Genomic DNA, 21,362 nt, shown 5'->3' on the forward strand with positions numbered 1-21,362 from the left:
CTAGTCTTTGCTGATGTAGCCGACGATTTCGAGGCCATAGCCCGTCATGCTGGGCATGCGGCGCGGATTGCCCATGAGATTCATCTTTTGCACGCCGCATTCACGCAAGATTTGTGCGCCTACACCGTAGGTCCGCAAGTCCATGCGGCCGCGCTCAGGCGCCTGGCTGGCGCGGGCCGTGCCCTCAAATTGCGCCAGCAGCTGTGCCGCGCTTTCGCCACAGTTCAGCAGCACCACCACGCCCCGGCCTTCTGCAGCCATATGCTTGAGGCTTTGGTCCAGACTCCACGAATGCATGGGGCGGCCGGTTTCCAGCAGGTCCAGCACCGACAGTGGCTCGTGTACGCGCACGGCCACGGTATCTTCAACGGCCCATTGGCCTTTGACCAGTGCGAGGTGCAGCTCCTGGCTGATTTTGTCCCGGAAGGCCTGGGCCGTGAATTCGCCAAAGGCGGTCTGAAGGGTGCGGCTGCCGACCTTCTCAAGCAGCGACTCGGTGCGGCTGCGGTGCTCAATCAGGTCGGCAATGGTGCCAATTTTCAGGCCGTGCTCAGCCGCAAACACTTGCAAGTCAGGCAGACGGGCCATGGTGCCGTCATCGTTCATGATTTCGCAAATTACCGCTGCTGGCGAGCAACCTGCCATGGCCGCCAGGTCGCAACCCGCTTCGGTATGGCCGGCCCGCATCAACACGCCACCATCGACCGCCTGCAGCGGGAAAATGTGGCCGGGCTGCACCAAGTCGCTGACCTTGGCATTCTTGGCCACGGCAGCCTGCACCGTGCGGGAACGGTCGGCGGCAGAAATGCCGGTTGTCACGCCTTCAGCAGCCTCAATAGAAACCGTAAAAGCGGTTGAATACTGGGCGCCATTGCGCGCGGCCATGGGCGGCAAGCGCAGCAACTGGCAGCGTTCGCGCGTTAGCGTCAGGCAAATCAGGCCACGGCCAAAGCGTGCCATGAAATTGACGGCTTCAGGCGTGACATGGTCGGCGGCCAGCACCAGGTCGCCTTCGTTTTCGCGGTCCTCTTCGTCCACCAGAATGACCATGCGGCCGGCGCGTATGTCGGCAACGATGTCTTCAACCGGGGAAATTACTGTGTTCATGAGCTAGCCTGTTTGGGTGTACTTGTGTTTTGCAGCATGCGTTCGACATAGCGCGCGATCAGGTCAATTTCCAGATTGACCTGAGCGCCTTGGGCCAGTTGGCCAAGCGCCGTGCTTTGAACGGTGTGGGGAATCAGGTTGATGCTGATCTCGCAGCCCGCCGCATTGACAGTGTCGCCCGCCAGATCAGTGACCCGGTTCACCGTCAGGCTCACGCCGTTGACGGTGATGGAGCCTTTATAGGCCAGGTATTTGCCCAACTCTTGCGGCGCGCCAATGCGAAGCTCCCAGCTTTCACCCACCTGGGCGAAATGCGTGACGCTGCCGATGCCGTCTACATGGCCCGACACCATGTGGCCGCCGAGCCGGTCATGGGCACGCAAGGCCTTTTCGAGGTTGATGATGCCGGGCTCAGCCAGGCCGCAGGTTTTGGCTAGAGATTCGACGGAAATATCGATGGAAAACCGGTTGTTGGCAGCGTCCAGCTTGGTCGCTGTCATGCAGGCACCGTTCAGCGCAATGCTGTCGCCTAAAGCCACATCGTTGAGGTAACCCGCAGGCGTTTCGATGGTGAGGCGCTTGCCATGGTCTGAAGAGCTGCCCTGGCTATGGATGGCGACGATGCGCCCCAAGCCGGTAATGATTCCGGTAAACATGACGCTATTTTCGCAGGGAAAACTGGCAGAACCAAGGAGCGGCTTACGAAAGGCCCGAAAAAGGCCGCCAGAACGCCGTGCGAAGGCGGGGCAAGAAGAGCGCTAAAACTGGTCCCGCCCAGCGACGCGGGCAACAATCCGCAAGTCAGCGCCCACCCTGTCTGTGGACTGAAATTGCAGTTCAATCGCGTCTGAAAGCGCCTGCAGTGGCCCGAATGATGCCATGCCATTGCCGGGGCCAAGCAGCTTGGGCGCCAGGTAAAGCAAAAATTCATCGACCAGCCCGGCACGGATCAGCGAGCCATTGAGCTTGCTGCCGGCCTCGATATGCAGTTCATTGATTTCGCGGCGCGCCAGGTCATTCATCATCGCTGCCAAATCCACTTTGCCGTTGGCGTCAGGCAAACAGCTCACGGTGGCGCCCTTGGCCACCAGAGCGGCTTCCCTGGCCGCATCGCGCGTGGCACAGTAAATCCACACCGGCCCCGCCGCCTTGAAGATGTTGGCGCCAGTCGGTGTCTGGAGCAGGCTGTCCACAATGATGCGGTAGGGTTGCCGGGGTGTTTCGACCAGGCGGACGTCCAGCCGGGGATCGTCTTGCAGCAAGGTTCCAATCCCCGTTAGCACCGCACAGGCCCGCGCGCGCCAGGCATGGCCATCGGTTCTGGCTTGCGGCGAGGTGATCCATTGGCTTTGGCCATTGGCCAGCGCGGTGGTGCCGTCCAGCGAGGCCGCGATTTTCATTCGCACCCAGGGCGTTTTGCGGATCATGCGGCTGAAAAAGCCGATGTTGAGTTCGCGCGATTCGGCCGCGCCGGGTCCGACCTCGACTTCGATGCCGGCAGCGCGCAGCTTGGCAAAACCCTGACCCGAAACCAAGGGGTTGGGATCGGCAATCGATGCCACGACCTTTTTTATCCCTGCAGCAATGAGTGCGTCACAGCAGGGTCCGGTGCGGCCGTGGTGGGAGCAGGGTTCTAGGGTGACGTAGGCGGTGCAGTCCAAAACCGAGTTGCCACGGGTGGCAGCGTCACGCAGCGCCATAACTTCAGAATGTAGACCACCTGCATTCTGCGTGAATCCGCAGCCGGCCACCTGACCTTGATGATTGGTGATGACACAGCCAACCCGAGGGTTGGGGTTTGAAACAAGCAGCGCACGGGCAGCGAGCCCAAGCGCCTGTGCCATCAATGGGTTGGGTGATCCCATGCAAGTTTGTATACGCGTTGCTATCTGTTCCAGCATTCGGTCACCAGCGCGCCCGTAGTAAGCGAAGCCGCGCCGCGAGCACCTGTTTGGGTCAAGGTGTAATCGCCGCACTTGTCACCCACTTGCCCGACAGCCGGCGTGGCGGTGAGGGTAAAGGCGGCACCCGTTGCCGAGGCCATGGCAATCGTGTAGCGGCCAGACTGGATGGTCGTAAGCGATGCAGGAAAGGCCGCGGTCAGTGGATACGTGCCACTTGCGGTCGCGGCACGTTCCATCCATTGCGATGCCTGCAGCAAGGCTGCGCGCGCCTCGGCGCGGTGACCCCTGCGTATGTATTCCTGATAACTTGGCACGGCTATGGCTGAAAGGATGGCCACAATGGCCACCACAATCATGACCTCGATCAGCGTAAAGCCTTGGTGCTTGCGATGCATGGGATTGCTCCTGATGAAAAAGCCAATTATTGCAACTGGCGCCAGCTTGGGCGCATTGGCAGTTCGGGCATTTTCGCAAATTTGTCTTCCTTGCCGTCTGAACCTTTGCGGGTTTCTGTTTTTGTATTGGTGGTACGGCCTTCCTTGATGGAGGCTTCCATGCGCGAGACGCCCTTGTCCTTGTCAACCGCTGCGCTGTAAGCGCCATCGCCATTGACGTCAAGAATCTGAACGCCGGGTTTTTTCCCGTCCATGATGTTCAGGAAGGTGCGATATTTGCGTGGCAGCGTGACCGGAGGGTTACAGCTTTCTTCAGCGACGCTTCCGCCAGAGCCAGGTACCTCGCTAAGCACCTCAAGGTTGTTGCTGCCATCGTAAAAACTCATCGGGTCCAAGATGCGTTCGCCGGTCTCGGGAAGGTTAAGGTACCAGCCCTTTTTTGCACCGACACGGCCGGTACCGGTGCCTTCATAGTCCACAATTTCTTGGCTCACGTTCCAGAACTTGCGACCCGTACTGACACCGCTGCCATCGAAGGAAGTCGTGGTAACCACGGTTTGCTGCTTCAAGTTACTTACGCCTGTTCCTACGGCTGCGGGAGTGACCAGGGACGTGTCGATGACTACCTTTCCGCTGCTCAGTTTGTAGCGCGTGTTGTCAAGCACAGAGTAGATGCTCTGCTTCGAGGCGGTATCGGTGCGATCGCCTTCGGTCAAGTTCCTACCGGTGCCGAAGGCCACCATCAGGCCGCCAACACCCCGGTCATTCGGTTTGACGATGGGTGGCGCGGTGATTGGCTGAGCGCTGCTGGAGCTACCGCTGGTATGTACGGCTGTGAAAAGCGGGGAACCACTGAATGCCATACTCCACTCGCTTTCAAGCGCAGAGGAAACATCGAACTTCCACATATTGCCTTGCAGGTCCCCGGCATAGACGACGTCGGGTTTGCCATCGCCGTTGATATCCACTAGACGCGGAGCCGACAGGCCATTTCCCGTGGCTATTGCGTCTGTGCTGGTGGGCGTACCCGTCTTGACGGGGGCTGCAGCAATCTTCTTCAGTTCCTTGTTGCCGTCCAGGTACTGAATCAGCAGCACGGGCCGCTCGTTGGTGCTGTTGTAACCGTTGCCCATCACCACCGCCCAGCGGCCATTGTTCATCCGTGTGATTTGCGTGACTTTCTGCAAATTGGTGTCGTCCACGACGGGAGCCGCCATGATGTGGCCGATATCAGCATCGCCGGTTGCATCGTCCTTGGGCACGGTGTTGTCCATGACCACGAGCGACGCTGCATTGGATTTTGCGAAGTTGGTGGCAGTGCCCGTGCCATCGGTGGCAGTGGTGCCGGGCTTGGTGACATCAAGTACAAAATAGCCTTTGCCGCCGGCCCCCAGCGACCCTATCAGCAAGGTATGCCAGTCGGGCGAAGTCGTGCCCCAGTTGACATCTCCACTAAAGGGTGAGCCATCTACATAATAAGCGTGTGTATAAGAGGGGCCGGAGAGAGCGGGCAGGTTATTGATCACGCCCTTTGGCACATAAGCTATTTTTTCGCTGCCATCCTTGGCTGAAAATCCATGCAGCATGCCATCGTTGCCACCCACATACAACATCGGCAGGCGGGCTTTGTGGCTGCTGGCGAATGTGCGGTAATTGTCAAAGCTGTAATTGCTGGCGGGCGTGCCCACATACCATACGGCTGAATTCACAATATCCCCCTGACGTGAATCACGTATGCGAAACGGCAAGAGTGTTGTGTTGCCTTCCTTGGTACGGTCGCCGCGGAGAAAATTCACGCGGTCCTGGCCTTTCGTATCCGTGTTTAAAAGAGTTTTCTGCGCCGCGCTTAACAAGGCCGTCCCTGTACTCCACTCAAAAGAAACGCCTGCACTGGTGGCATCATTGGTGGTCAGGATCAGTCGGTTAGTGATGTCGGTTGCAGCTAGGGCATCGAGTTTATCGGCGGTGGTGATGTAATTATTGGGGGCAGCTACGCCGGTTTTTATTCCCCAATCTGTGCTGGCACTGGTAGTACCCGTGCGTTGCGCCAGTTTGTCCGATTTTACATAACCGGACCATTTAGACGCAGCATAACCTGACGAGTATTGCTCGGTACCCGTTCGGGTGACGGATGAGGATGCACTGGTAAAACTCGTTATCGGGGTGCTGGTGTCAGCAATAATAGTGCCGATAATGTCCTTGAAGGCAGTAACCAGTGCCGCTGCATCGGGCGCAGGAACGAATTTACCACGGCCATTAATCGCCGTGTGCCACAGCTCCACCCGGCGCTCATTATCTCTTACACTATATCCGGCAGCAGCATCGCAGGCGTTGTTGCCGCTGCCTTTGCTGTTGTTGCCGCACAGCGGGCTGGGCCAGGTTGTGGTGCCCTGAATAAGCTTCGAAAAGTCACCGCCATAGGGATCTGCTTTATCAAACACAGGCGAGCCAGTCCATGCTGATGCGCCCGCACCAAAACCAATGGTGTAGTTGACCATGTGCTGCCAGGTGGCTGGATCATTTTTTGGATTCCAGAACTCTGGAATGGTTGTGGCGCTGGATCCCGTGCCGAATGTCTCATCGCCTGACTTTTTGATAGTGGGTTTTAAATCATTGGCAATGCTGGGTTGGAGATCAGTAGCCCAATAATAAAAGGTCAAATCAGAAAGTGTATTCAGGCCATCCGTGTCACCAAACCCCCATTGGTCGTAATAGATTTTTGTTTGACTAGAGTTTGCGGTGTAGGGGGTCAAGCCATCGCCCAGGGTAAAGCTGCTGCCATCGATATTGCCACTAGTGCTGCCGCTCCCTATGCCCAGGGCTCTGTAGGCCAACGTTTTTCTGTCGCCGTCAATATGTTTCGAGGTATCTGTCGGTTCTGAACTGTTCCAGCCGCCATCAGTCATAAAAATATGAAATGATTTTCTACAACTTATCACGGGGTTCAACGTAGTTCCAGGGAGGCTGGCCCAAGGGCTATTAATGGCTAGATCTGTTCTCTTTAAATAGTCGCCTGCATTTCGCACCATTTGATGGGATGGCGTACCATTACCCTGGACTAGTGTGTCTACCCAAGTGAAGAAATTCGTGCGATGTGCACCGGAAAGTGGTTTCATCCCATTTTTATTGCCGCAGGCTGTGCTATCGCTGGGGATACCGCTGCAGCGATTCATGGATTGCCAAGCCAGCCGAATTTGATCATCGGGAACATTGCTGGCAACAAACGTCTGTTTCAGTGCGTCTTTGAGAGTTGCAATACCGGTGGCACCCATACTTCCTGAATCATCAACTGAAACAATCACGTTTGGCGCGGGTTCTCTGCTCGCCGAACCGGCCGGATATTGCGCCAGGGGCCACTGGGCCGCAAGGGCCGCGTTGGGTGCGCCAATAGCGCCAATTAAAATACTTACCAAGGTACGAGTTACAACAAGATTTTTACGCATCACAACTCCATTAATTTTTCATTTTTTGACGAGCGAAGGTCGATTGCAAAACCACTTGCGTACTTGGTTTAAGGCCGCGTGCAATGGCGGTAATGCGGAAAACAACCGGAGGCTTCAGATTCAGGTCAAGCTTGGGTTTGCCTGCCAGCAGCCCTCCCGGATTGGTGTCGTAAGGCATGATTTCTACCCAGTACCAGGCGCCTTGGCCGGCAGTGACATTGTTTAGAATAGGGTTGCTATTAGGTCCGGTTTGGGCGCCGGTGTATTGGCCATAGCGCGCCGCCACACCGTTGGCAATCATGGCGGTCAGTGTGGTGCTGTCATTCCAGAAATCCTGATTGCCCGTGCGTTTTTGGCAAATGCCCTGCAAGCATCTGGTGGCCTGGTCTTCCAATGTAGAAAGCAGGCTTCCGAGGTCTTTTTCCTCATCAATAAACCAGACCGTGGTGCCGGTTCTGCAGATGTTGGGTTGGGCAACCACTGGCGGGTTGGCCAGCGCGTTGGCCATTACCGGCACACAGTCGCTGCCGTCGGGGCGTTCGCCGCGGATATCCAGTTCAGCATCCTGTATAACAGCCTGTGCCGCTTCAAAAGCGCGCTGGTAGTCGGCGTCGTTGCCGACAATCAGTTCATTGAATAGTGATGTGCGCGATGCCCACAACGCGAGCAACATCGAAAGCATCACAATCACAATAATGATGTACAGAGAGATACCCTGTTGATAGCGACGCGGTGAAACCATGCATTACTCCTATTCTTCTTGTTATTTATGCGGCTGAGCCCTGGCTGCGCAGCTGGTAGGTATTGCGAAAAACCATGCGCAATCTATTGCCTCTGTCCTTTTCTGCGTCTCCCGATTTCCATCCGCAGTCACGATAGGTAGTACCCGTTGAATTAATGGTTTCATCGCCTACGAGTTCGAGGCAGACTTCGACGCCAAACACAGTAGGCCACTGGTTGCCTGATGCAGCGGCTTCTACTTCGGTTGCAGTTGAATATTTAATAGTGGGTGCACCGGAACCGCCGCCGCCCTGCACAAGATAGCGCACCCGAAAATCAGCTACCTTCGAAATAATAGGCTGTACAGTATTGTTGCTGCCTGCACATTTCAACTCGCCAGTCGCGGCGCCTGCGGTTTTAACCAAAATAAAACCGCTTTGAATAACGACGGCTGATGGCTGTTGACCTAGACAGTCCTTGAATAGCGATTTTGAGGTGGCGGAAGGGAACGTTGGTTCTGGGTAGTTTTGATAGCCCAACTTAAGCTGGTATTCATTGGCTCCGGGTGCATCTTTACCCAAAATAGTGGCGGTCGCGCGGGCAAACTCAGTTTCAAATGCCACAAGATCAGCCGCATCAACAACTTCAGTGGCGTCCTTGCTGAAGGCGAGATTTAATTTGATGGAACCGGCCTGGCGGACCTGCTGACCGATGACGCGAAACGCGTAGGCAGCTTGCTGCTGCATCTGGGTGGCCTCTGTCACGGTTCCTGAAACGCTGCGGCTCACCATTAGCGCGCTAAGGGCCACGGTGACGGTGAGAAGCCCGATGGTGATGCCGACCATCAACTCGATCAGCGTGACGCCGCGCTGAAGATGAGATGGTTTGGCGACGAACATCGGCGAGCCTGGCGCCATTTTGGGGGGCTTGGTTGGGTAGGGCATGAGCGGGATTCCTGTTGCCTTGGTCATGGGCAGAACACCTGCGGGTTCAATGCGCCGCCCAGGGTGTAGGGCGTGCAGCGTGAGGTGGGTTGAATGTATTGCAGATGACAAATGCGATCGTCCGGGCAGCTGACCGCGGCGGTGCCCGTGCTGGCAGGGGCAAACGCGGCGGTGTAGGCGCCATCGTCGGTGCCGTCAGCGAGTTTGTGCTCGCGTTCGCTGAGTCGCCAGCTGATCATCACACCAAGCTGGCGGCGATTGGCGGCGACAGTCTCGTCGGCCACCACAAACAAGCTGGCATCGCCAAGCGGCATGGTGGCGGTGACGTTCTTCTTCCAAACGTCAATGTCGTGCCTGGCAAGATCTGCGGCTGTGCAGCCGGCTGCACAGGTGGGAATCACGCCAGTGACGGCGCCCCAGGCCGAGGCGTAGCTGCCCAAGTTACCTAGTCCATCGGGGCTGACCTTGATTCGCTCACTTAAGTCTTCAATCAACCGAACAGCTTGTGCGCGGCGCACGCTGGTCTGTGTGTCGGCCAGGGTGCGCAATTGCACACCCAGAATACCTAGAACGCCCAGCGCCATCACAACAATGGCGACCATCGATTCAAGCAGGCTGATGCCACGCTGGCGGTGAACGGATGGGGAGATGCTCAGCATGTGGCCTCGCCTTTCTTCGCGTCAATGCGACCGCCTGAGCTGACGCACAGGGTTGTAGTGCTTGGGGAGGAAACACCCGGGCCGACCGGCGCAAACGTAAAGCCCTGTGCGCCTAGGCCGTTGATCTGGCCCCAACGGTCGACCTTGAAGTTGGCCGAATCGCTGCTATTCATCACATTTATTGCGGAAACCACTGGGAAGGTCTGCAGTATCAGCTCTGTGTTTTGCCGGGTGCCGCTGTCATTGCTGTCGACAAATACCATCCAACCGCAACTCCATTCCTGGGTGGTGCTCGCTTGGGGGCATTCCGCGGTCAGGATGTTTTTGAGCACCGTGATGTTGCCGCCGCGCTTGATGGCCTCAGAGCGGGCATAGTAGATCGTGGACGTCATGTTCTCCACCGCCTGCCGCACGCGCCACCGCTCAATAAGGGGTGTAAAACTCGGGCCCGCCAGTGCCGCCAGAATCCCTATGATTCCAACGACAACAAGTATTTCTATTGCAGTAAAGCCGCGTTGCGTCAGTGCTCGGCGTAGGCGTGTGGATAGCTTTAATGCATGAGGAGGGAACAGTGCTTGCATGACAGCAATGTAATGAATTGATCGTTACTGTGTCATTGTGTCTGGATGAGTGGTATGGGCGTGCTGATAAGCGGTAGTCAGCATGGGCTGCAGTCATATCTCCGCGCGCCTAGGCGATGAATATCAGGTAAACATTTTGAGGGGGGCACGATTGCCCTATTTTGCTCAGACTATCAGGGCCCTACCGCCGCACCTCATCCACCAGCGTCTTGAACTCGTCGATATCCTCAAAACTCCGGTAAACGCTGGCAAAGCGGATGTAGGCGATCTTGTCGAGCTTTTTCAACTCCTGCATCACCAGTTCCCCCAGGCGGCTCGAGGCTACTTCGCGCAGGCCTAAGTTGAGCAGTTTCTCTTCGATCTGCTCGACCGCCGCGTCGACCTGTTCGGTGCTGATCGGGCGTTTGCGCAGCGCCAAGGTCATGGAATCGAGAATTTTGCCGTGCTGGTAGGCGGTGCGCCGGCCGTCTTTTTTGACGATGGTCGGAAAGTTGACGTCGGGCCGTTCGTAGGTGGTGAAGCGCTTTTCACAGGCGCCGCACTGGCGGCGGCGGCGTATGAAGTCGGCGTCTTCGGAAATGCGGGTTTCCACCACCTGGGTTTCAAGGTGACCGCAAAAAGGGCATTTCATAAGGAATATTTCCTATATTTAGAGGTTAGTTTAGCCTCTAGCCCTTATTACACGGGCGCAAGCAGCTATTAAAAGTATAGCGTCTGCGCACTCGGCCCGGCTTAGCGGTAAACCGGAAAGCGGCTGGTCAGGGCGTTGACCTTGGCGCGAACCGCCTCAATGTTGGCGGCGTCGCGTGGCTTGTCGAGTACGTCGGCAATCAGGTTCGCCGTTATGCGCGCTTCTTCGTCCTTGAAACCGCGCGTCGTCATGGCGGGGGTGCCAATGCGCACGCCGCTGGTCACCATGGGCTTTTCCGGGTCGTTGGGAATGGCGTTTTTGTTGATCGTCATGTGCGCGCTGCCCAGCACCGCTTCGGCTTCCTTGCCGGTGATGCCTTTGGAGCGCAAGTCGACCAGCATCAGATGGCTTTCGGTGCGGCCGCTGACAATGCGCAGGCCGCGCTGCGCCAGGGTTTCAGCAACGATTTGCGCGTTTTTCAGCACCTGCTGCTGGTACAGCCTGAACTCGGGCGACAGCGCTTCCTTGAATGCCACGGCCTTGGCGGCAATCACATGCATCAGCGGGCCACCTTGCAGACCGGGAAAGATGGCGCTGTTGATGGCTTTTTCATGCTGGGCCTTCATCAAAATGATGCCGCCGCGCGGTCCGCGCAGGCTTTTGTGCGTGGTCGATGTCACGATGTCGGCATGCGGCACCGGGTTGGGGTAAACACCCGCCGCCACCAGACCAGCGTAATGGGCAATGTCGACCATGAAAATCGCGCCTACGTCTTTGGCCACTTTGGCAAAGCGCTCAAAGTCGATGCGCAGGCTGTAGGCCGAGGCGCCAGCAATGATCAGCTTGGGTTGGCTTTCGTGCGCCTTGCGCTCCATGGCGTCGTAGTCGATCTCTTCCTGGGCGTTCAGGCCATAAGACACGACCTTGAACCATTTACCGCTCATATTGAGGGCCATGCCATGCGTCAGGTGGCCGCCTTCGGCCAGGCTCATGCCCATGATGGTGTCGCCGGGCTTGAGAAAGGCCAGAAACACCGCCTCGTTGGCCGAGGCGCCGCAATGCGGCTGCACGTTGGCCGCTTCCGCGCCAAAAATCTGTTTGACGCGGTCAATCGCCAGTTGCTCGGCTACGTCCACATGTTCGCAGCCACCGTAATAGCGGCGTCCCGGATAGCCTTCGGCGTACTTATTGGTGAGCTGTGAGCCCTGCGCGGCCATGACGGCGGGCGAAGCGTAGTTTTCGCTGGCAATCAGCTCGATGTGCTGCTCTTGCCTGGCGTTTTCAGCCTGGATGGCGGCAAAAATTTCGGGATCGGTCTGTTCGACCAGGATGTTGCGGTTATACACGGCAGTCCTTCAAGACTTGAATCCCTGTTCTCTGGCCCACTTTTTTGGCTGGAGAAAGCAAGGGGCTGCCCAGGCGAACGGCTGAACGCGTGTGCCAAAACAGGCTCAAGCGGTGCGCTTCCCAGTGGTGTCCCACGTCAGCATTCAGGGTCAAAAAAACCTTGAAGCCTATCGCCAGTTGCGCACTCGGCTAGTGTAACTTAGGGCATTCATCAGGGTGTTCGGCAGGCTAAAGCGTTGCAGTCTGAGTCAGGCCAATAAAAAGCCGGGACTGTGCCCGGCCATGAAAATCATTGATGGCAATTCCCAAAAGGACTGCAAAGGGATCAGAGTCCGTCCAGCGACGCCACTTTTTCGCCCGCTTTATCGGCCGACTCCAGCAACTTAGGCTCGGCCGGCAAGGATGCCGGCATCGGGCGCGAAGTTGCGGGGGAGGCGAAGAAGCGCGAGGCCGGTGGCGGGCGCTTGCCGCCCACCACGGCGAGCAGCCGGGCGTGCTCAGCCATCACCTTGCCGGCATAACCACTGTCACTGGCCAGATTGGCCGCGCCGACGTAGAACTTCAGGCCGCCTTCAATCGAGCCGGCGCGGGCGATGCATTCCTGCAGCACCTTGACGCCGACGCGCAGGTTGGTGACCGGGTCAAAAGCCGCCAGCTTGCCGCCGAAATTTTCGTATTTGTCGTGATGCACCGTGGTCATGACCTGCATCAGGCCCTGCGCGCCTACCGAGCTTTGGGCAAACGGGTTAAAGCCGGACTCGATCGCCATGATGGCCAGGATCAGCGTCGGGTCAAGCTTGGCTTTTTGGCCAATCTCAAAGGCCGTTGCCACCAGGGCGCTCAGGGGTTCAGGCGCCACCGAGTATTTTTTGCTCAGCCAGAAAGCCACGGCCGCTTGCTGGCTGGGCAGGTCCTTCGGGTTGGCTGCCGTCGCGCGCTCAACCGCCGTGAGCTCGGCGTACGCAGGCTCCTCGATCACGCCTATGGCCTCTTCCTGGCGCTCTTGCAGCAAGGTCATGAGCCGGAATTCACCGGCTTCGCGCAGGTCCGGGCGGGCGATCAGCGTGATTACCGCAAACACCACCGCCATGCCGAGCAGGGCCAAGCTGTTGTGCGTGATCTCCATAAAGCCCTGGGCAATGTCATCAGCCACGGTTGCAACAGCGTTGCGGACATTTTTCAGGTGGGCGGATACCCTGGAGCGGTGGCCCAAGCGAGGGCCGAGATTTTCTAGCGCTGTCATAGCACTCCTTTCGATGCATGCCGGGGTGGTTAGGCCTGGCAGGCGTTGATTGGGTCGCCATCAAACCAAGGCAGAGCGCCTTGTGCGTGTTGACCCCTGGTGGGACGCTGCCTTGTGAGGCAGTGCGGATTCGGGTTGTCCCCTAGATTTCTGGGAACTGGCGGATTCTAGGGGCCGTCTTAATAGCCTGTCAATAATAACAAATATGTTTTATATATTTTATATAGAATATAAAACCCCACTTTTTCATCCTTAACGACTTCTATCAAATGCTTTGCAGCTCATTTTTTGACTCCCTGCTAGACGTAAATTACGCCTACTTTGTCAAAGAAGCGAACTAAAGTTCAATTTGTTTCCAATTTTTCGAAATAGTGCCAAAAAAGCCTTGGCGCTGCGCTTCTGAATGCCGTGCACTGCCGCTGATAGCTTTCCGAAGCCAAAAGCAATCAGCGGCAGCAAGTCGATTGAAAATTTCCGCTTGTCGCTGCGGACCTAAGGGTTTACTCTGCAGATGTCTGAACAATTCAGACGCAAACCGGGTAACCAACCCCGGAAAAACTGGAAGCAATCATTTGCTTTCATCGCAGTGTGAGACGATTACTCTCTCCTTTGCGAAACCCGACGGCATGGGCATAAACGCCCGCCGCCAACCCCGGACAGTCAAGCTGACCGGGGTTTTTTGTTTTGGGGCTGACCGTTTTTTTCAATTCAATCGTTGACCTTTCAGCCCCTGGACCAAAAACTTGCGGCCTATGACAAGCAACGTTCAAAAAATTACGCGCTGGGATTTCTTCAAGTCTGTTCCCGGCAAGGCCAGCGCTGCACTGCTCTCAACGCCATGGCAGCGCCGCGCTGCCATGGCGGTGGGCGGCTTGCTGCTGCTGTGGGCGCTGGCCTATGCGGCGCTGCCTTCGCTGCTGAAATGGCAACTGCAAAAAATTGCCACCGACAAGTTGGGCCGTCAGGTTACGCTGGGGGCGGTGAACTTCAAGCCCTGGTCGCTGGAACTGACTCTCGATGACCTGGCGGTCGCGAAAGCGCAGCCCACCAGCGCTGCGCCAGGCCAGGCTAACCAGGCCAATGCGACCGACTCAGCCCAGTCGTCCCCACAACTCCATATCAAGCGCATCTATATAGATGCAGAGATGCAGTCGCTGCTGCGGCTGGCGCCGGTAGCGGACGCCATCGTGGTCGAAGAACCGGTGCTGTCGCTGACGCACCAGGGCGAGGGGCGTTACGACATTGACGACATGCTGGAGCGGCTCAAGCCTGCCACTAACCAGCCCGCGGGCAAGCCCGCGCAGTTTGCCCTTTACAACCTCGTGCTCAGCGGCGGCCGGCTTGACTATATCGACCAGCCGGTAGGCAAGACGCACGAGCTGCGCGAGCTCAATTTCTCCGTGCCTTTTCTTAGCAACCTCGCCTCCAAGCGCGACATCAAGACGGCACCGCATCTGGCCTTCAAGCTCAATGGCAGCCGCTTTGACACTGCCGCCGAGGGCACGCCTTTTGCCCAGACGCGCAAGACCGACGCCCAGATCACGCTGCGTGGCGTGGACCTAAGCCCCTATTTGGCATATTGGCCGGCCAGCCTTCCTTTCCAGCTGCAAAGCGGCGTGCTGAACGCCGACGTCAAGGTCGCGTTTGAGCAGACGCCCAACACCGTGGTCCGGCTGTCAGGAAGCGTCACGGCCGAGCAAGTGCGCCTGCGCGACACCTCGGCCGCCGGCCGCGAGATGCTCGCCTTCGAGCGGCTGCACGTCAGCCTGGAGGATGTGCGCCCGCTCGAGCAATTCGTCAAACTCTCGGCGGTTGAGCTAAGCGCGCCCACGCTGCAGATCACGCGCGACCGGGCAGGGCGGCTTAACCTGCTGCCGCCGGTTGCCAATGGTGTTGGTGGTGCTACAAAAAACATAGCTGCTAGCGCCCGTCCTGAAAGGGCTAGAGGCCTAAATGATGCCGAAAAACAGGCGCAGACCAGCCAAGCAGTGCCGTCGCCTGCCAGCAGCGCGCCGGCCCAGTCCGCGCCAACGCCAACGCCAACGCCAGCCAGCACGCCGTGGAAAGTGCAGGTGGCCAAGGTCACCGTGCGCGATGGGCGTGTCCACTGGCTTGATGAAACGCTGGCAACGCCGGCGCAGATACGGCTAAGCGGCGTGACCTTTGACGCCTTGGCGATTGCCATGCCCTTTGCCGCCACGGCGCCGCTGCAGTTCAGTGGCTCGCTGGGGCTGGACCCGGCGGCCCAAAACGCGCAGACGCAGGCCAAAGCAGTTGAGAGGGCCGTCAACAAGACGCGGACAAAAGCTGCTGACCCAGCGCTGGCCCGGGCGCCTGCGCCAGCGCGCGCGGCCACGCCGGCCCGCGTCAACTTCAGTGGCTCCGCCACCGACCAGGCTGCGCAATTGACGGCCAGCGTCGCGGCCTGGCCACTCGACATGGCGGCCAAATATGTCGGCCAGTTTTTGCTGCCGGCGCTTGGTGGCCAGCTTGATGCCCGGCTCGGCGTGAGCTGGCAGGCCGCCAGTGGCGACAGGCCGCAGGCCCTCCAAGTCAGCGCCCCGCAGATCGCGCTGAGCGACGTGCTGCTGGCCGAAGGCGAGACATCTCTGGTGTCGGTGCAACGCGTGGCGCTGGCCGACGTGGCCATCGACGTGCCCGGCCAAAGCTTCAAGGCCGCCAACATGCAGCTGGTCCAGCCCCGGCTGCTGGTCGAGCGCGGTGCCGACAAACGCTGGATGTACCAGCGCTGGATGGTCAGCCAGGGCGCGCCGCCGCCGGCCACGGCCAAAACGGATAACCCGGCCAGCGCTAAAGCCGAAGTGAAAGCCGACGCAAAAGCCGACGCACAAGTCGACGTCAGAGCCGACATTAAAGCCAACGCCAAAACCAGCGCGCCCTCTTGGGCCGTCGCCATCAACGACGTGCAGCTCGACGGCGGTGCGCTGTCGTTTTCAGACAAGGCCGGCGCCAAACCGGTGGCTTTCGACATCACGGAGTTGAAAGCCCAGCTCGGCGGGCTGGTGCTGGACGACCGCCTCGCCAGCCAGGCGCTGGCTGACAAGCCCATGCCCTTGAGCGTTTCGCTGCGTCTGGCCAGTGGCCGCGTGCAGGCGGGCACGCTGGACTTCAAGGGCAGCCTGGCCTTGAGTCCGCTGCAGGCGCAAGGCCAGCTGCAGGCGAGCCGGCTGCCGGTGCAGGCGTTTGAGCCCTACTTTGCCAGCACGCTCAATATAGAAGTGCTGCGCGCCGACACCAGCTTCAAGGGCCGGCTGGCTTATCGCCAGACCCCTTCCGGTCCGCAGGCGCAACTGGCGGGCGACCTGACGCTGGAGCAGTTCAAGGCCAACACGCTGGCGCCCAAAGAAGACCTGCTGGCCTGGAAGGCGCTGAATTTGCGCGGCCTGAACGTGGCGCTGGACCCCGCCAAGGCCACGCGGGTGGATGTGAAAGAAACGGTGCTGACCGATTTCTTCGCGCGCGTCATCGTCACGCCCGAGGGCCGCATCAACCTGCAGGACCTGCTCAAGCCCAGCGCCACGGCAAGCGCCGCGCCACCCGAAGTTTTACCGGAAAATGCTATAAAAACAATAGCTGCTAGCGCCCGTCCTTCCTTGGCTACAGCACCAAAAGGCACTCAATCAGCGGCTTTTGCGGTGCTCCCTGCAGCGGGCGCCAGCGCAGCGCTAGAGAGCCGCGCGGCCATCGTCAACTTCGGCCCGATGAGCCTGATCAACGGAAAGGTGCTGTTCTCAGATCGGCTGGTCAAACCCAATTATTCCGCCGACCTGACCGAGCTGACCGGCAAGCTCAGCGCGTTTTCGTCCGTGGCACCCAGCACCCCGGCAAACGGTTCAGCAAGCGCCAGCACCCCCGACATGGCCGATCTGGAACTGAGCGGCAAGGCCGAAGGCACGGCCTCGCTGGAAATTCTGGGCAAGCTCAACCCGTTGGCCAAGCCGCTGGCGCTGGACATCAAGGGCAAGGTGCGTGACCTGGACCTGCCTCCGCTCTCGCCCTATTCGGTCAAGTACGCCGGCTATGGCATCAAGCAGGGCAAGCTCAGTGTCGATGTGAATTACGTGGTCCAGCCCGACGGGCGCCTGACCGCCACCAACAAGGTCATCCTCAAGCAGCTCAGCTTTGGCGACAAGGTTGAGGGCTCGCAGGCCAGCTTGCCGGTCAAGCTGGCGGTGGCTTTGCTGGCCGACCGCAACGGCGTCATTGACATGGACCTGCCGATCAGCGGCTCGCTCAATGATCCGCAGTTCAGCCTCGGCCCCGTCATCATCAAGGTCATCGTCAACGTCATCGTCAAGGCCGTCACGGCACCGTTCAGCCTGCTGGCCAATGCGCTTGGTGGCGGCGCGGGCAGTGCGGGCGATGGGGGCGGCGAAGAACCGGGCTTCGTGAGCTTTACCGCCGGCAGCGCGGTGCTGGCGCCTGAGGCGCGCGCCCGCCTCGACAAGGTGGCGCAGGCCTTGCTCGACCGGCCCGCGCTCAAGCTGACGGTGGCCGGCACCAGCAGCCTGGAAGCCGAGCGTGACGGCGTCAAGCGCGAGCGCCTGGGCGAGCTGGTGCTTGCCGAAAAACGCCGCCAGCAGGCCAGGCAAGGTTTGAAAGAAGAAGTAAAAGATGACATGAAAGAAAGCGATAGCGCCATATCCACGCCAGCCGATAGCGCTGGCGACAAAGCCAGCGACTATCCGGCCCTGCTCAAGCAGGTCTATCAACGCGCCGACATGCCCAAGCCGCGCAATCTGATTGGACTGGCCAGGGGCCTGCCGGATGCCGAGATGGAAAAGCTGCTGCTGGCCGACATTCCTGTAAGCGAAGACGTCATGCGCGCGCTGGCGCAGCAGCGCGGCGTGGCGGTGAAAGACTTCCTCACAGCCAAGCGCCTGCCGCCCGAGCAACTGGTGCTGGGCGCCTCCAAAGTGCTGCCGCCTGACGCCAAATGGACACCGCGCGCGGAACTTAATTTGGCAATGCCGTAAAAACAGCGAAAATACCCGATTGCCAAATTTTTAAATGCGCAAGGTGCCCGGTCTGTGTGCTGCCCTGGCTATTTTTTATCGAACTGATTGCCGTAATTTTTATGTTCCGTTTTCCCATGTCCAAATCTTCTAAAGCCGAAACCACCCCAGCCCCTGCATCTGCTGCAAAAACCAGTTCGGCCAAGAGCGCGGAAGCGCATCCGCTGGACCGCTTGACGGGTGGCGCCTTTTCGGCGTCCACCTCGGGCGAGCGCGCCGCGCGCATTCGCCAGTGGCTGGCAACCGACCCGACTGCGGAGCAGATGGCCGAGGTCTACAAAGACCTGGCCAACCGCGACAAGGGGGCGGCCAAGCCGCTCAAGGAAAAGCTTGATGAAGTCAAGCGCAGCAAGGGCCAGGAACTGGTGGCAGCCGAGTGGGGCGCCAAGGCGCAAACCCTGCTGGCGCTGCCCAAACTCAATCTGGCCGACGCCCTGGCATGGCAGCGCGACGCCGCCAAAGCCGGCGCGCCGCTGTCCAAAGAGCCCTTGGCGGGCCTGAAGGTGCAGCTGGCCGAGCGTGTCAAAACCATTGAAGACCTGCAGCACCGCACCCAGGTGCAACGCGAAGCGGCCGTGCTGATTTCGCAGCGCATCGAGGTGCTGTCGATCAAGCCCTGGCGCGATGCCGAGGCCGTGCTCGACACCCTGCGCACCGATGTGGCGCATTGGCAAGCCCAGGCTGACGAACTCGCGCAAGACGCCAACTGGGCCAGCGTGGACGCCAAATTTCCGCCGCTGCTCGACGCCTCGCGCGGCCAGCTGCTGGCCGTCTGGGACGCATTTCAGGCCGCCATCGGCGTCGCTGTCAAGGCCGCCGCCGATGTGGCCGCACCACTGCCCGCCGTGCCTGTGTGGGCCGACGAGTTGCGCTCGGCCCGCGGCACCGCCTTGCCCAAAGGTGAACACAGCGGCACCGACGGCAGCGCGCCCGCGCGTGCGCCCAAGGTCAAAATCGACCCCACCGTCTTGAAAGATCTGCGCGAAAAATCGTCAGCGCTGGTGCAGCAGGCGCTGGCCAGGCTCGAACATGAAGTCACCGAAGGCCACGGCAAGGCCACGCCCAAGGTAGCGGCCGAGTTGCGCCAGGCGCTGAAAGAAAACATCCGCAACATCGACAGCAAGCTCGAAGCCGCTGCCCACGCCGCCCTGACCGCCGCCGGCGAACTTGAAGGCTGGCAGCGCTGGCGTGCCGACCAGATCCGCGAGGAACTGGTCGTCAAGGCCGAAGCGCTGGTGGCCAAGCCCATGGGTGGGCGCAAGCAGCAAGACACCCTGCGCATCATGCGCGAGCAGTGGAAAACCAGCGACCAGGGCGGCACGCCCAACCACGCGCTGTGGAAACGTTTTGACGACGCCTGCAATGAAGCCCACAAAGTGGTGGAGGCCTGGCTGGAAACCGTCAAGGAGCAGACCGAAACCGTCAAGGCGCAGCGCCGCGTGCTGATTGACGAAGTGCTGGCCTGGAGCAATGACATCAAAGCCAACAACAACAGCGACTGGAAGCAGCACATCCGCGCCCTCAACGGCTTTGTCGACAAGTGGCGTGAAGCCGGTCATTTGGGCGAAAAAGCCTTTGCCGAAATCCAGTCCGACTGGAAAGCCGCCATGGACGCCGCTGATGCACCGCTGACGACCGCGCGCAACGACAGTCTGGCGCGCCGCAAGGCCATGATTGAAGAAGCCAGGGTGCTGGGCGCCGAGCCGCAACTGCACATTGACGCCGTCAAGTCGCTGCAGCAGCGCTGGCAGCATGAGGCGCAAGGCGTGCCGATAGAGCGCAAACAGGAGCAAAAACTCTGGGACGCCTTCCGCAAGCCGATTGACGACGCCTTCCAGCGCAAGACCGTCGAGCGCGAAAAAGCCGCCGAGGCGCTTGGTGCGCACGATCGCTACGTGCTGGAAGCCGCCAAGGCGCTGGAAGTGGCCAATGCCAGTGGCGATGCGCAGCAGATTCACGCCGCCGCCAAGGCGCTCGAAGCCATCGTGCGCGGGCAGTTGCCGGTGGCAGCCAGCGCGCCAGTCGCTGAAACCAAAGACGCCCCGGCAAGCGCCGAAGCCGCCCCGACTGCAGAGGTAAATCAGGCTGAAGACCATGAACAGCCTGCGCGGGCAGCTACAGAAACCATAGCAGAAACACCTACAGTGGCGGCAGTGGATGCGGCGGCGGACACGGTCGAAGCCTCCGAGCCGGTTGCAGCCGAAGCGCCAGAAGCAAAAGAAACAGCAGAAACCGCCGAGCCGGACCAGGCCGCTGAAGCGGCGGCCGAAGTTGCGCCAGCGCCCGCACGCAAACCCGCTGCCAAGCCCGTCGTCGCCATGCGCGGTGATGACCGTCCCGGCATGCGCAAGGCCGAGCCCGCAGCGGCCGGCCGTGGCGGCAAGTTTGGCGACCGCAAGGATTCGCGTCCGGGCAGCAAGCCGGGCGGCCCGCGCGCCAGCACTGACAACAAGTTCGAGCCCTACCGCGCCGAGCGCGAAGACCGCCCGCGCTTTAGCGAGCGTCCGGCCTTCGAAGAGCGCGGCCCACGGCTGGGCGACGCCGCCTTCCGCGCCCAGCGCGAAGCCTTTGAAAGCGCCAACCATGCCCTGAAAAAGCTCAACATGCAGGCGCATGGCGAGGTGCTAACCCATCTTCTCAGCGCGTGGGAAAAACGCGACCCGGCCCAGCTGCCTGGCGCGCAAGAACTCGGCAAGCAGGTCACCCCCGCCGTGCGCAGCAGCTGGGTGCAGGCGCTCAGCACACCGTCGGGCAAAGACGCCTCGGAAGCCCTGCTGCGCCTGGAAATGGCCGCCGAGGTGCCGACACCGGCCGAGCAGATCAGCGCCCGCCGCATGCTGCAGCTGCAGCTGCTGACCAAACGCAACGCCCCCGCGCCAGCAGAAACCTGGGGCGAAGACGCCGCCAGGGTGCTGGCCGCCGAGTTCGACGCCGGCAATGCCAGGCGCGTGCAGAACGTGTTGAAGGTGCTGCTGAAACGTTAAAGCCGGCAGCCTGCCCAACGGCGGGTATTCAACGCAACCATAAAAAAGCCAACGGCCACCGCAGTGCCCGTTGGCTTTTCCAATCGTCGAAAAAGCTGGTGCAAAAGAAAGATTGGCGCCGCACGGCCTTCGGGCCGCCTGCGCACCACGTCGGCTTTCATGCCGCAGGCAATAGCCATCAGTTCGGCGTTGGCCTGCGGGTCGACGTGGTTGATCGCCAGGGCCTTGCGGATGTCGTCAAGCACTGCCACAAACTCTTTTTCAGAGAACCACATGCCCTTGTGGGCCGCCCGTGCCCATGCCGATAAGTTCGACCTGAGTTCCTGTCGAACAAGGGCGTAGAGGGTCACATTGAGGCGGACCTGCAT

Annotated in this window: 15 protein-coding genes and 1 riboswitch; of the genes, 2 read left to right on the plus strand and 13 right to left on the minus strand. The window is 59.7% G+C overall.

All coding sequences use genetic code 11. The annotated features are described in order from the left end of the window. The 12 genes from ribBA to HHJ18_RS19995 form a co-directional block, all read right to left on the minus strand. Positions 1 to 1,107: a bifunctional 3,4-dihydroxy-2-butanone-4-phosphate synthase/GTP cyclohydrolase II gene (gene ribBA / locus HHJ18_RS19940; protein WP_296918130.1), complete on the minus strand. Its 1,107-nt coding sequence runs from the start codon at positions 1,105 to 1,107 to the stop codon at positions 1 to 3. Beyond that, on the minus strand, positions 1,104 to 1,763 hold the full coding sequence (locus tag HHJ18_RS19945; protein WP_296918132.1) for a riboflavin synthase: 660 nt from the start codon (positions 1,761 to 1,763) through the stop codon (positions 1,104 to 1,106). Before HHJ18_RS19945 ends, ribBA begins: the two co-directional genes overlap by 4 nt. Before the next feature lie 102 nt (positions 1,764 to 1,865). Next, positions 1,866 to 2,972 (minus strand): bifunctional diaminohydroxyphosphoribosylaminopyrimidine deaminase/5-amino-6-(5-phosphoribosylamino)uracil reductase RibD, encoded by a 1,107-nt coding sequence (gene ribD / locus HHJ18_RS19950; RefSeq protein ID WP_296918134.1) that lies wholly within the window; start codon positions 2,970 to 2,972, stop codon positions 1,866 to 1,868. Positions 2,973 to 2,992: 20 nt separating this feature from the next. Then, positions 2,993 to 3,406: a type IV pilin protein gene (locus HHJ18_RS19955; protein ID WP_296918136.1), complete on the minus strand. Its 414-nt coding sequence runs from the start codon at positions 3,404 to 3,406 to the stop codon at positions 2,993 to 2,995. Positions 3,407 to 3,432: 26 nt separating this feature from the next. After that, complete coding sequence (locus HHJ18_RS19960; RefSeq protein WP_296918138.1) at positions 3,433 to 6,849, minus strand: PilC/PilY family type IV pilus protein; 3,417 nt, start codon at positions 6,847 to 6,849, stop codon at positions 3,433 to 3,435. 10 nt (positions 6,850 to 6,859) lie between these two features. Then, positions 6,860 to 7,591 carry a pilus assembly protein gene (locus tag HHJ18_RS19965; RefSeq protein ID WP_296918140.1) on the minus strand — a complete coding sequence of 244 codons (732 nt, stop codon included), beginning with the start codon at positions 7,589 to 7,591 and terminating at the stop codon, positions 6,860 to 6,862. A gap of 25 nt (positions 7,592 to 7,616) precedes the next feature. Further along, positions 7,617 to 8,513 carry a PilW family protein gene (locus tag HHJ18_RS19970; protein WP_296918142.1) on the minus strand — a complete coding sequence of 299 codons (897 nt, stop codon included), beginning with the start codon at positions 8,511 to 8,513 and terminating at the stop codon, positions 7,617 to 7,619. 23 nt (positions 8,514 to 8,536) lie between these two features. Further along, positions 8,537 to 9,172: a type IV pilus modification protein PilV gene (gene pilV / locus HHJ18_RS19975; protein ID WP_296918143.1), complete on the minus strand. Its 636-nt coding sequence runs from the start codon at positions 9,170 to 9,172 to the stop codon at positions 8,537 to 8,539. Continuing rightward, on the minus strand, positions 9,166 to 9,753 hold the full coding sequence (locus HHJ18_RS19980) for a GspH/FimT family pseudopilin (RefSeq protein WP_296918145.1): 588 nt from the start codon (positions 9,751 to 9,753) through the stop codon (positions 9,166 to 9,168). The genes pilV and HHJ18_RS19980 overlap by 7 nt, the downstream gene beginning before the upstream one ends. A 181-nt stretch (positions 9,754 to 9,934) precedes the next feature. Further along, positions 9,935 to 10,384: a transcriptional regulator NrdR gene (gene nrdR / locus HHJ18_RS19985; RefSeq protein ID WP_296918147.1), complete on the minus strand. Its 450-nt coding sequence runs from the start codon at positions 10,382 to 10,384 to the stop codon at positions 9,935 to 9,937. A 101-nt stretch (positions 10,385 to 10,485) separates the two neighbouring features. Next, a complete protein-coding gene (gene glyA, locus HHJ18_RS19990) occupies positions 10,486 to 11,730 on the minus strand; it encodes a serine hydroxymethyltransferase (protein WP_296918149.1) in 1,245 nt (414 codons plus the stop codon). A 60-nt stretch (positions 11,731 to 11,790) separates the two neighbouring features. Then, positions 11,791 to 11,922, minus strand: a riboswitch (ZMP/ZTP riboswitch). A 134-nt stretch (positions 11,923 to 12,056) separates the two neighbouring features. Next, positions 12,057 to 12,974: a lytic transglycosylase domain-containing protein gene (locus HHJ18_RS19995; protein ID WP_296918151.1), complete on the minus strand. Its 918-nt coding sequence runs from the start codon at positions 12,972 to 12,974 to the stop codon at positions 12,057 to 12,059. Positions 12,975 to 13,726: 752 nt separating this feature from the next. Between HHJ18_RS19995 and HHJ18_RS20000 the strand changes: the two genes are divergently transcribed. Together HHJ18_RS20000 and HHJ18_RS20005 are read left to right on the plus strand one after the other, a co-directional pair. Next, on the plus strand, positions 13,727 to 17,971 hold the full coding sequence (locus HHJ18_RS20000) for a DUF748 domain-containing protein (protein ID WP_296918153.1): 4,245 nt from the start codon (positions 13,727 to 13,729) through the stop codon (positions 17,969 to 17,971). A 116-nt stretch (positions 17,972 to 18,087) separates the two neighbouring features. Then, complete coding sequence (locus tag HHJ18_RS20005) at positions 18,088 to 20,994, plus strand: DUF349 domain-containing protein (protein ID WP_296918155.1); 2,907 nt, start codon at positions 18,088 to 18,090, stop codon at positions 20,992 to 20,994. Here HHJ18_RS20005 and HHJ18_RS20010 read toward each other — a convergent pair. Next, on the minus strand, positions 20,991 to 21,362 hold the full coding sequence (locus HHJ18_RS20010; protein ID WP_296918157.1) for a hypothetical protein: 372 nt from the start codon (positions 21,360 to 21,362) through the stop codon (positions 20,991 to 20,993). The genes HHJ18_RS20005 and HHJ18_RS20010 overlap by 4 nt on opposite strands.

The sequence above is a fragment of the Polaromonas sp. genome (assembly GCF_012927455.1).
Classification (GTDB): Bacteria; Pseudomonadota; Gammaproteobacteria; order Burkholderiales; family Burkholderiaceae_C; genus Polaromonas.

Excerpts from the sequence above, each read along its gene's own strand:
- ribD (WP_296918134.1), bottom strand. The coding sequence starts at position 2,972 with ATGGGATCACCCAACCCATTGATGGCACAGGCGCTTGGGCTCGCTGCC.
- ribBA (WP_296918130.1), bottom strand. The coding sequence starts at position 1,107 with ATGAACACAGTAATTTCCCCGGTTGAAGACATCGTTGCCGACATACGC.
- HHJ18_RS19980 (WP_296918145.1), bottom strand. The coding sequence starts at position 9,753 with ATGCAAGCACTGTTCCCTCCTCATGCATTAAAGCTATCCACACGCCTA.
- nrdR (WP_296918147.1), bottom strand. The coding sequence starts at position 10,384 with ATGAAATGCCCTTTTTGCGGTCACCTTGAAACCCAGGTGGTGGAAACC.
- pilV (WP_296918143.1), bottom strand. The coding sequence starts at position 9,172 with ATGCTGAGCATCTCCCCATCCGTTCACCGCCAGCGTGGCATCAGCCTG.
- HHJ18_RS20005 (WP_296918155.1), top strand. The coding sequence starts at position 18,088 with ATGTCCAAATCTTCTAAAGCCGAAACCACCCCAGCCCCTGCATCTGCT.
- HHJ18_RS19995 (WP_296918151.1), bottom strand. The coding sequence starts at position 12,974 with ATGACAGCGCTAGAAAATCTCGGCCCTCGCTTGGGCCACCGCTCCAGG.
- HHJ18_RS19960 (WP_296918138.1), bottom strand. The coding sequence starts at position 6,849 with ATGCGTAAAAATCTTGTTGTAACTCGTACCTTGGTAAGTATTTTAATT.
- HHJ18_RS20000 (WP_296918153.1), top strand. The coding sequence starts at position 13,727 with ATGACAAGCAACGTTCAAAAAATTACGCGCTGGGATTTCTTCAAGTCT.
- HHJ18_RS19965 (WP_296918140.1), bottom strand. The coding sequence starts at position 7,591 with ATGGTTTCACCGCGTCGCTATCAACAGGGTATCTCTCTGTACATCATT.
- HHJ18_RS19955 (WP_296918136.1), bottom strand. The coding sequence starts at position 3,406 with ATGCATCGCAAGCACCAAGGCTTTACGCTGATCGAGGTCATGATTGTG.
- HHJ18_RS19970 (WP_296918142.1), bottom strand. The coding sequence starts at position 8,513 with ATGCCCTACCCAACCAAGCCCCCCAAAATGGCGCCAGGCTCGCCGATG.
- HHJ18_RS19945 (WP_296918132.1), bottom strand. The coding sequence starts at position 1,763 with ATGTTTACCGGAATCATTACCGGCTTGGGGCGCATCGTCGCCATCCAT.
- HHJ18_RS20010 (WP_296918157.1), bottom strand. The coding sequence starts at position 21,362 with ATGCAGGTCCGCCTCAATGTGACCCTCTACGCCCTTGTTCGACAGGAA.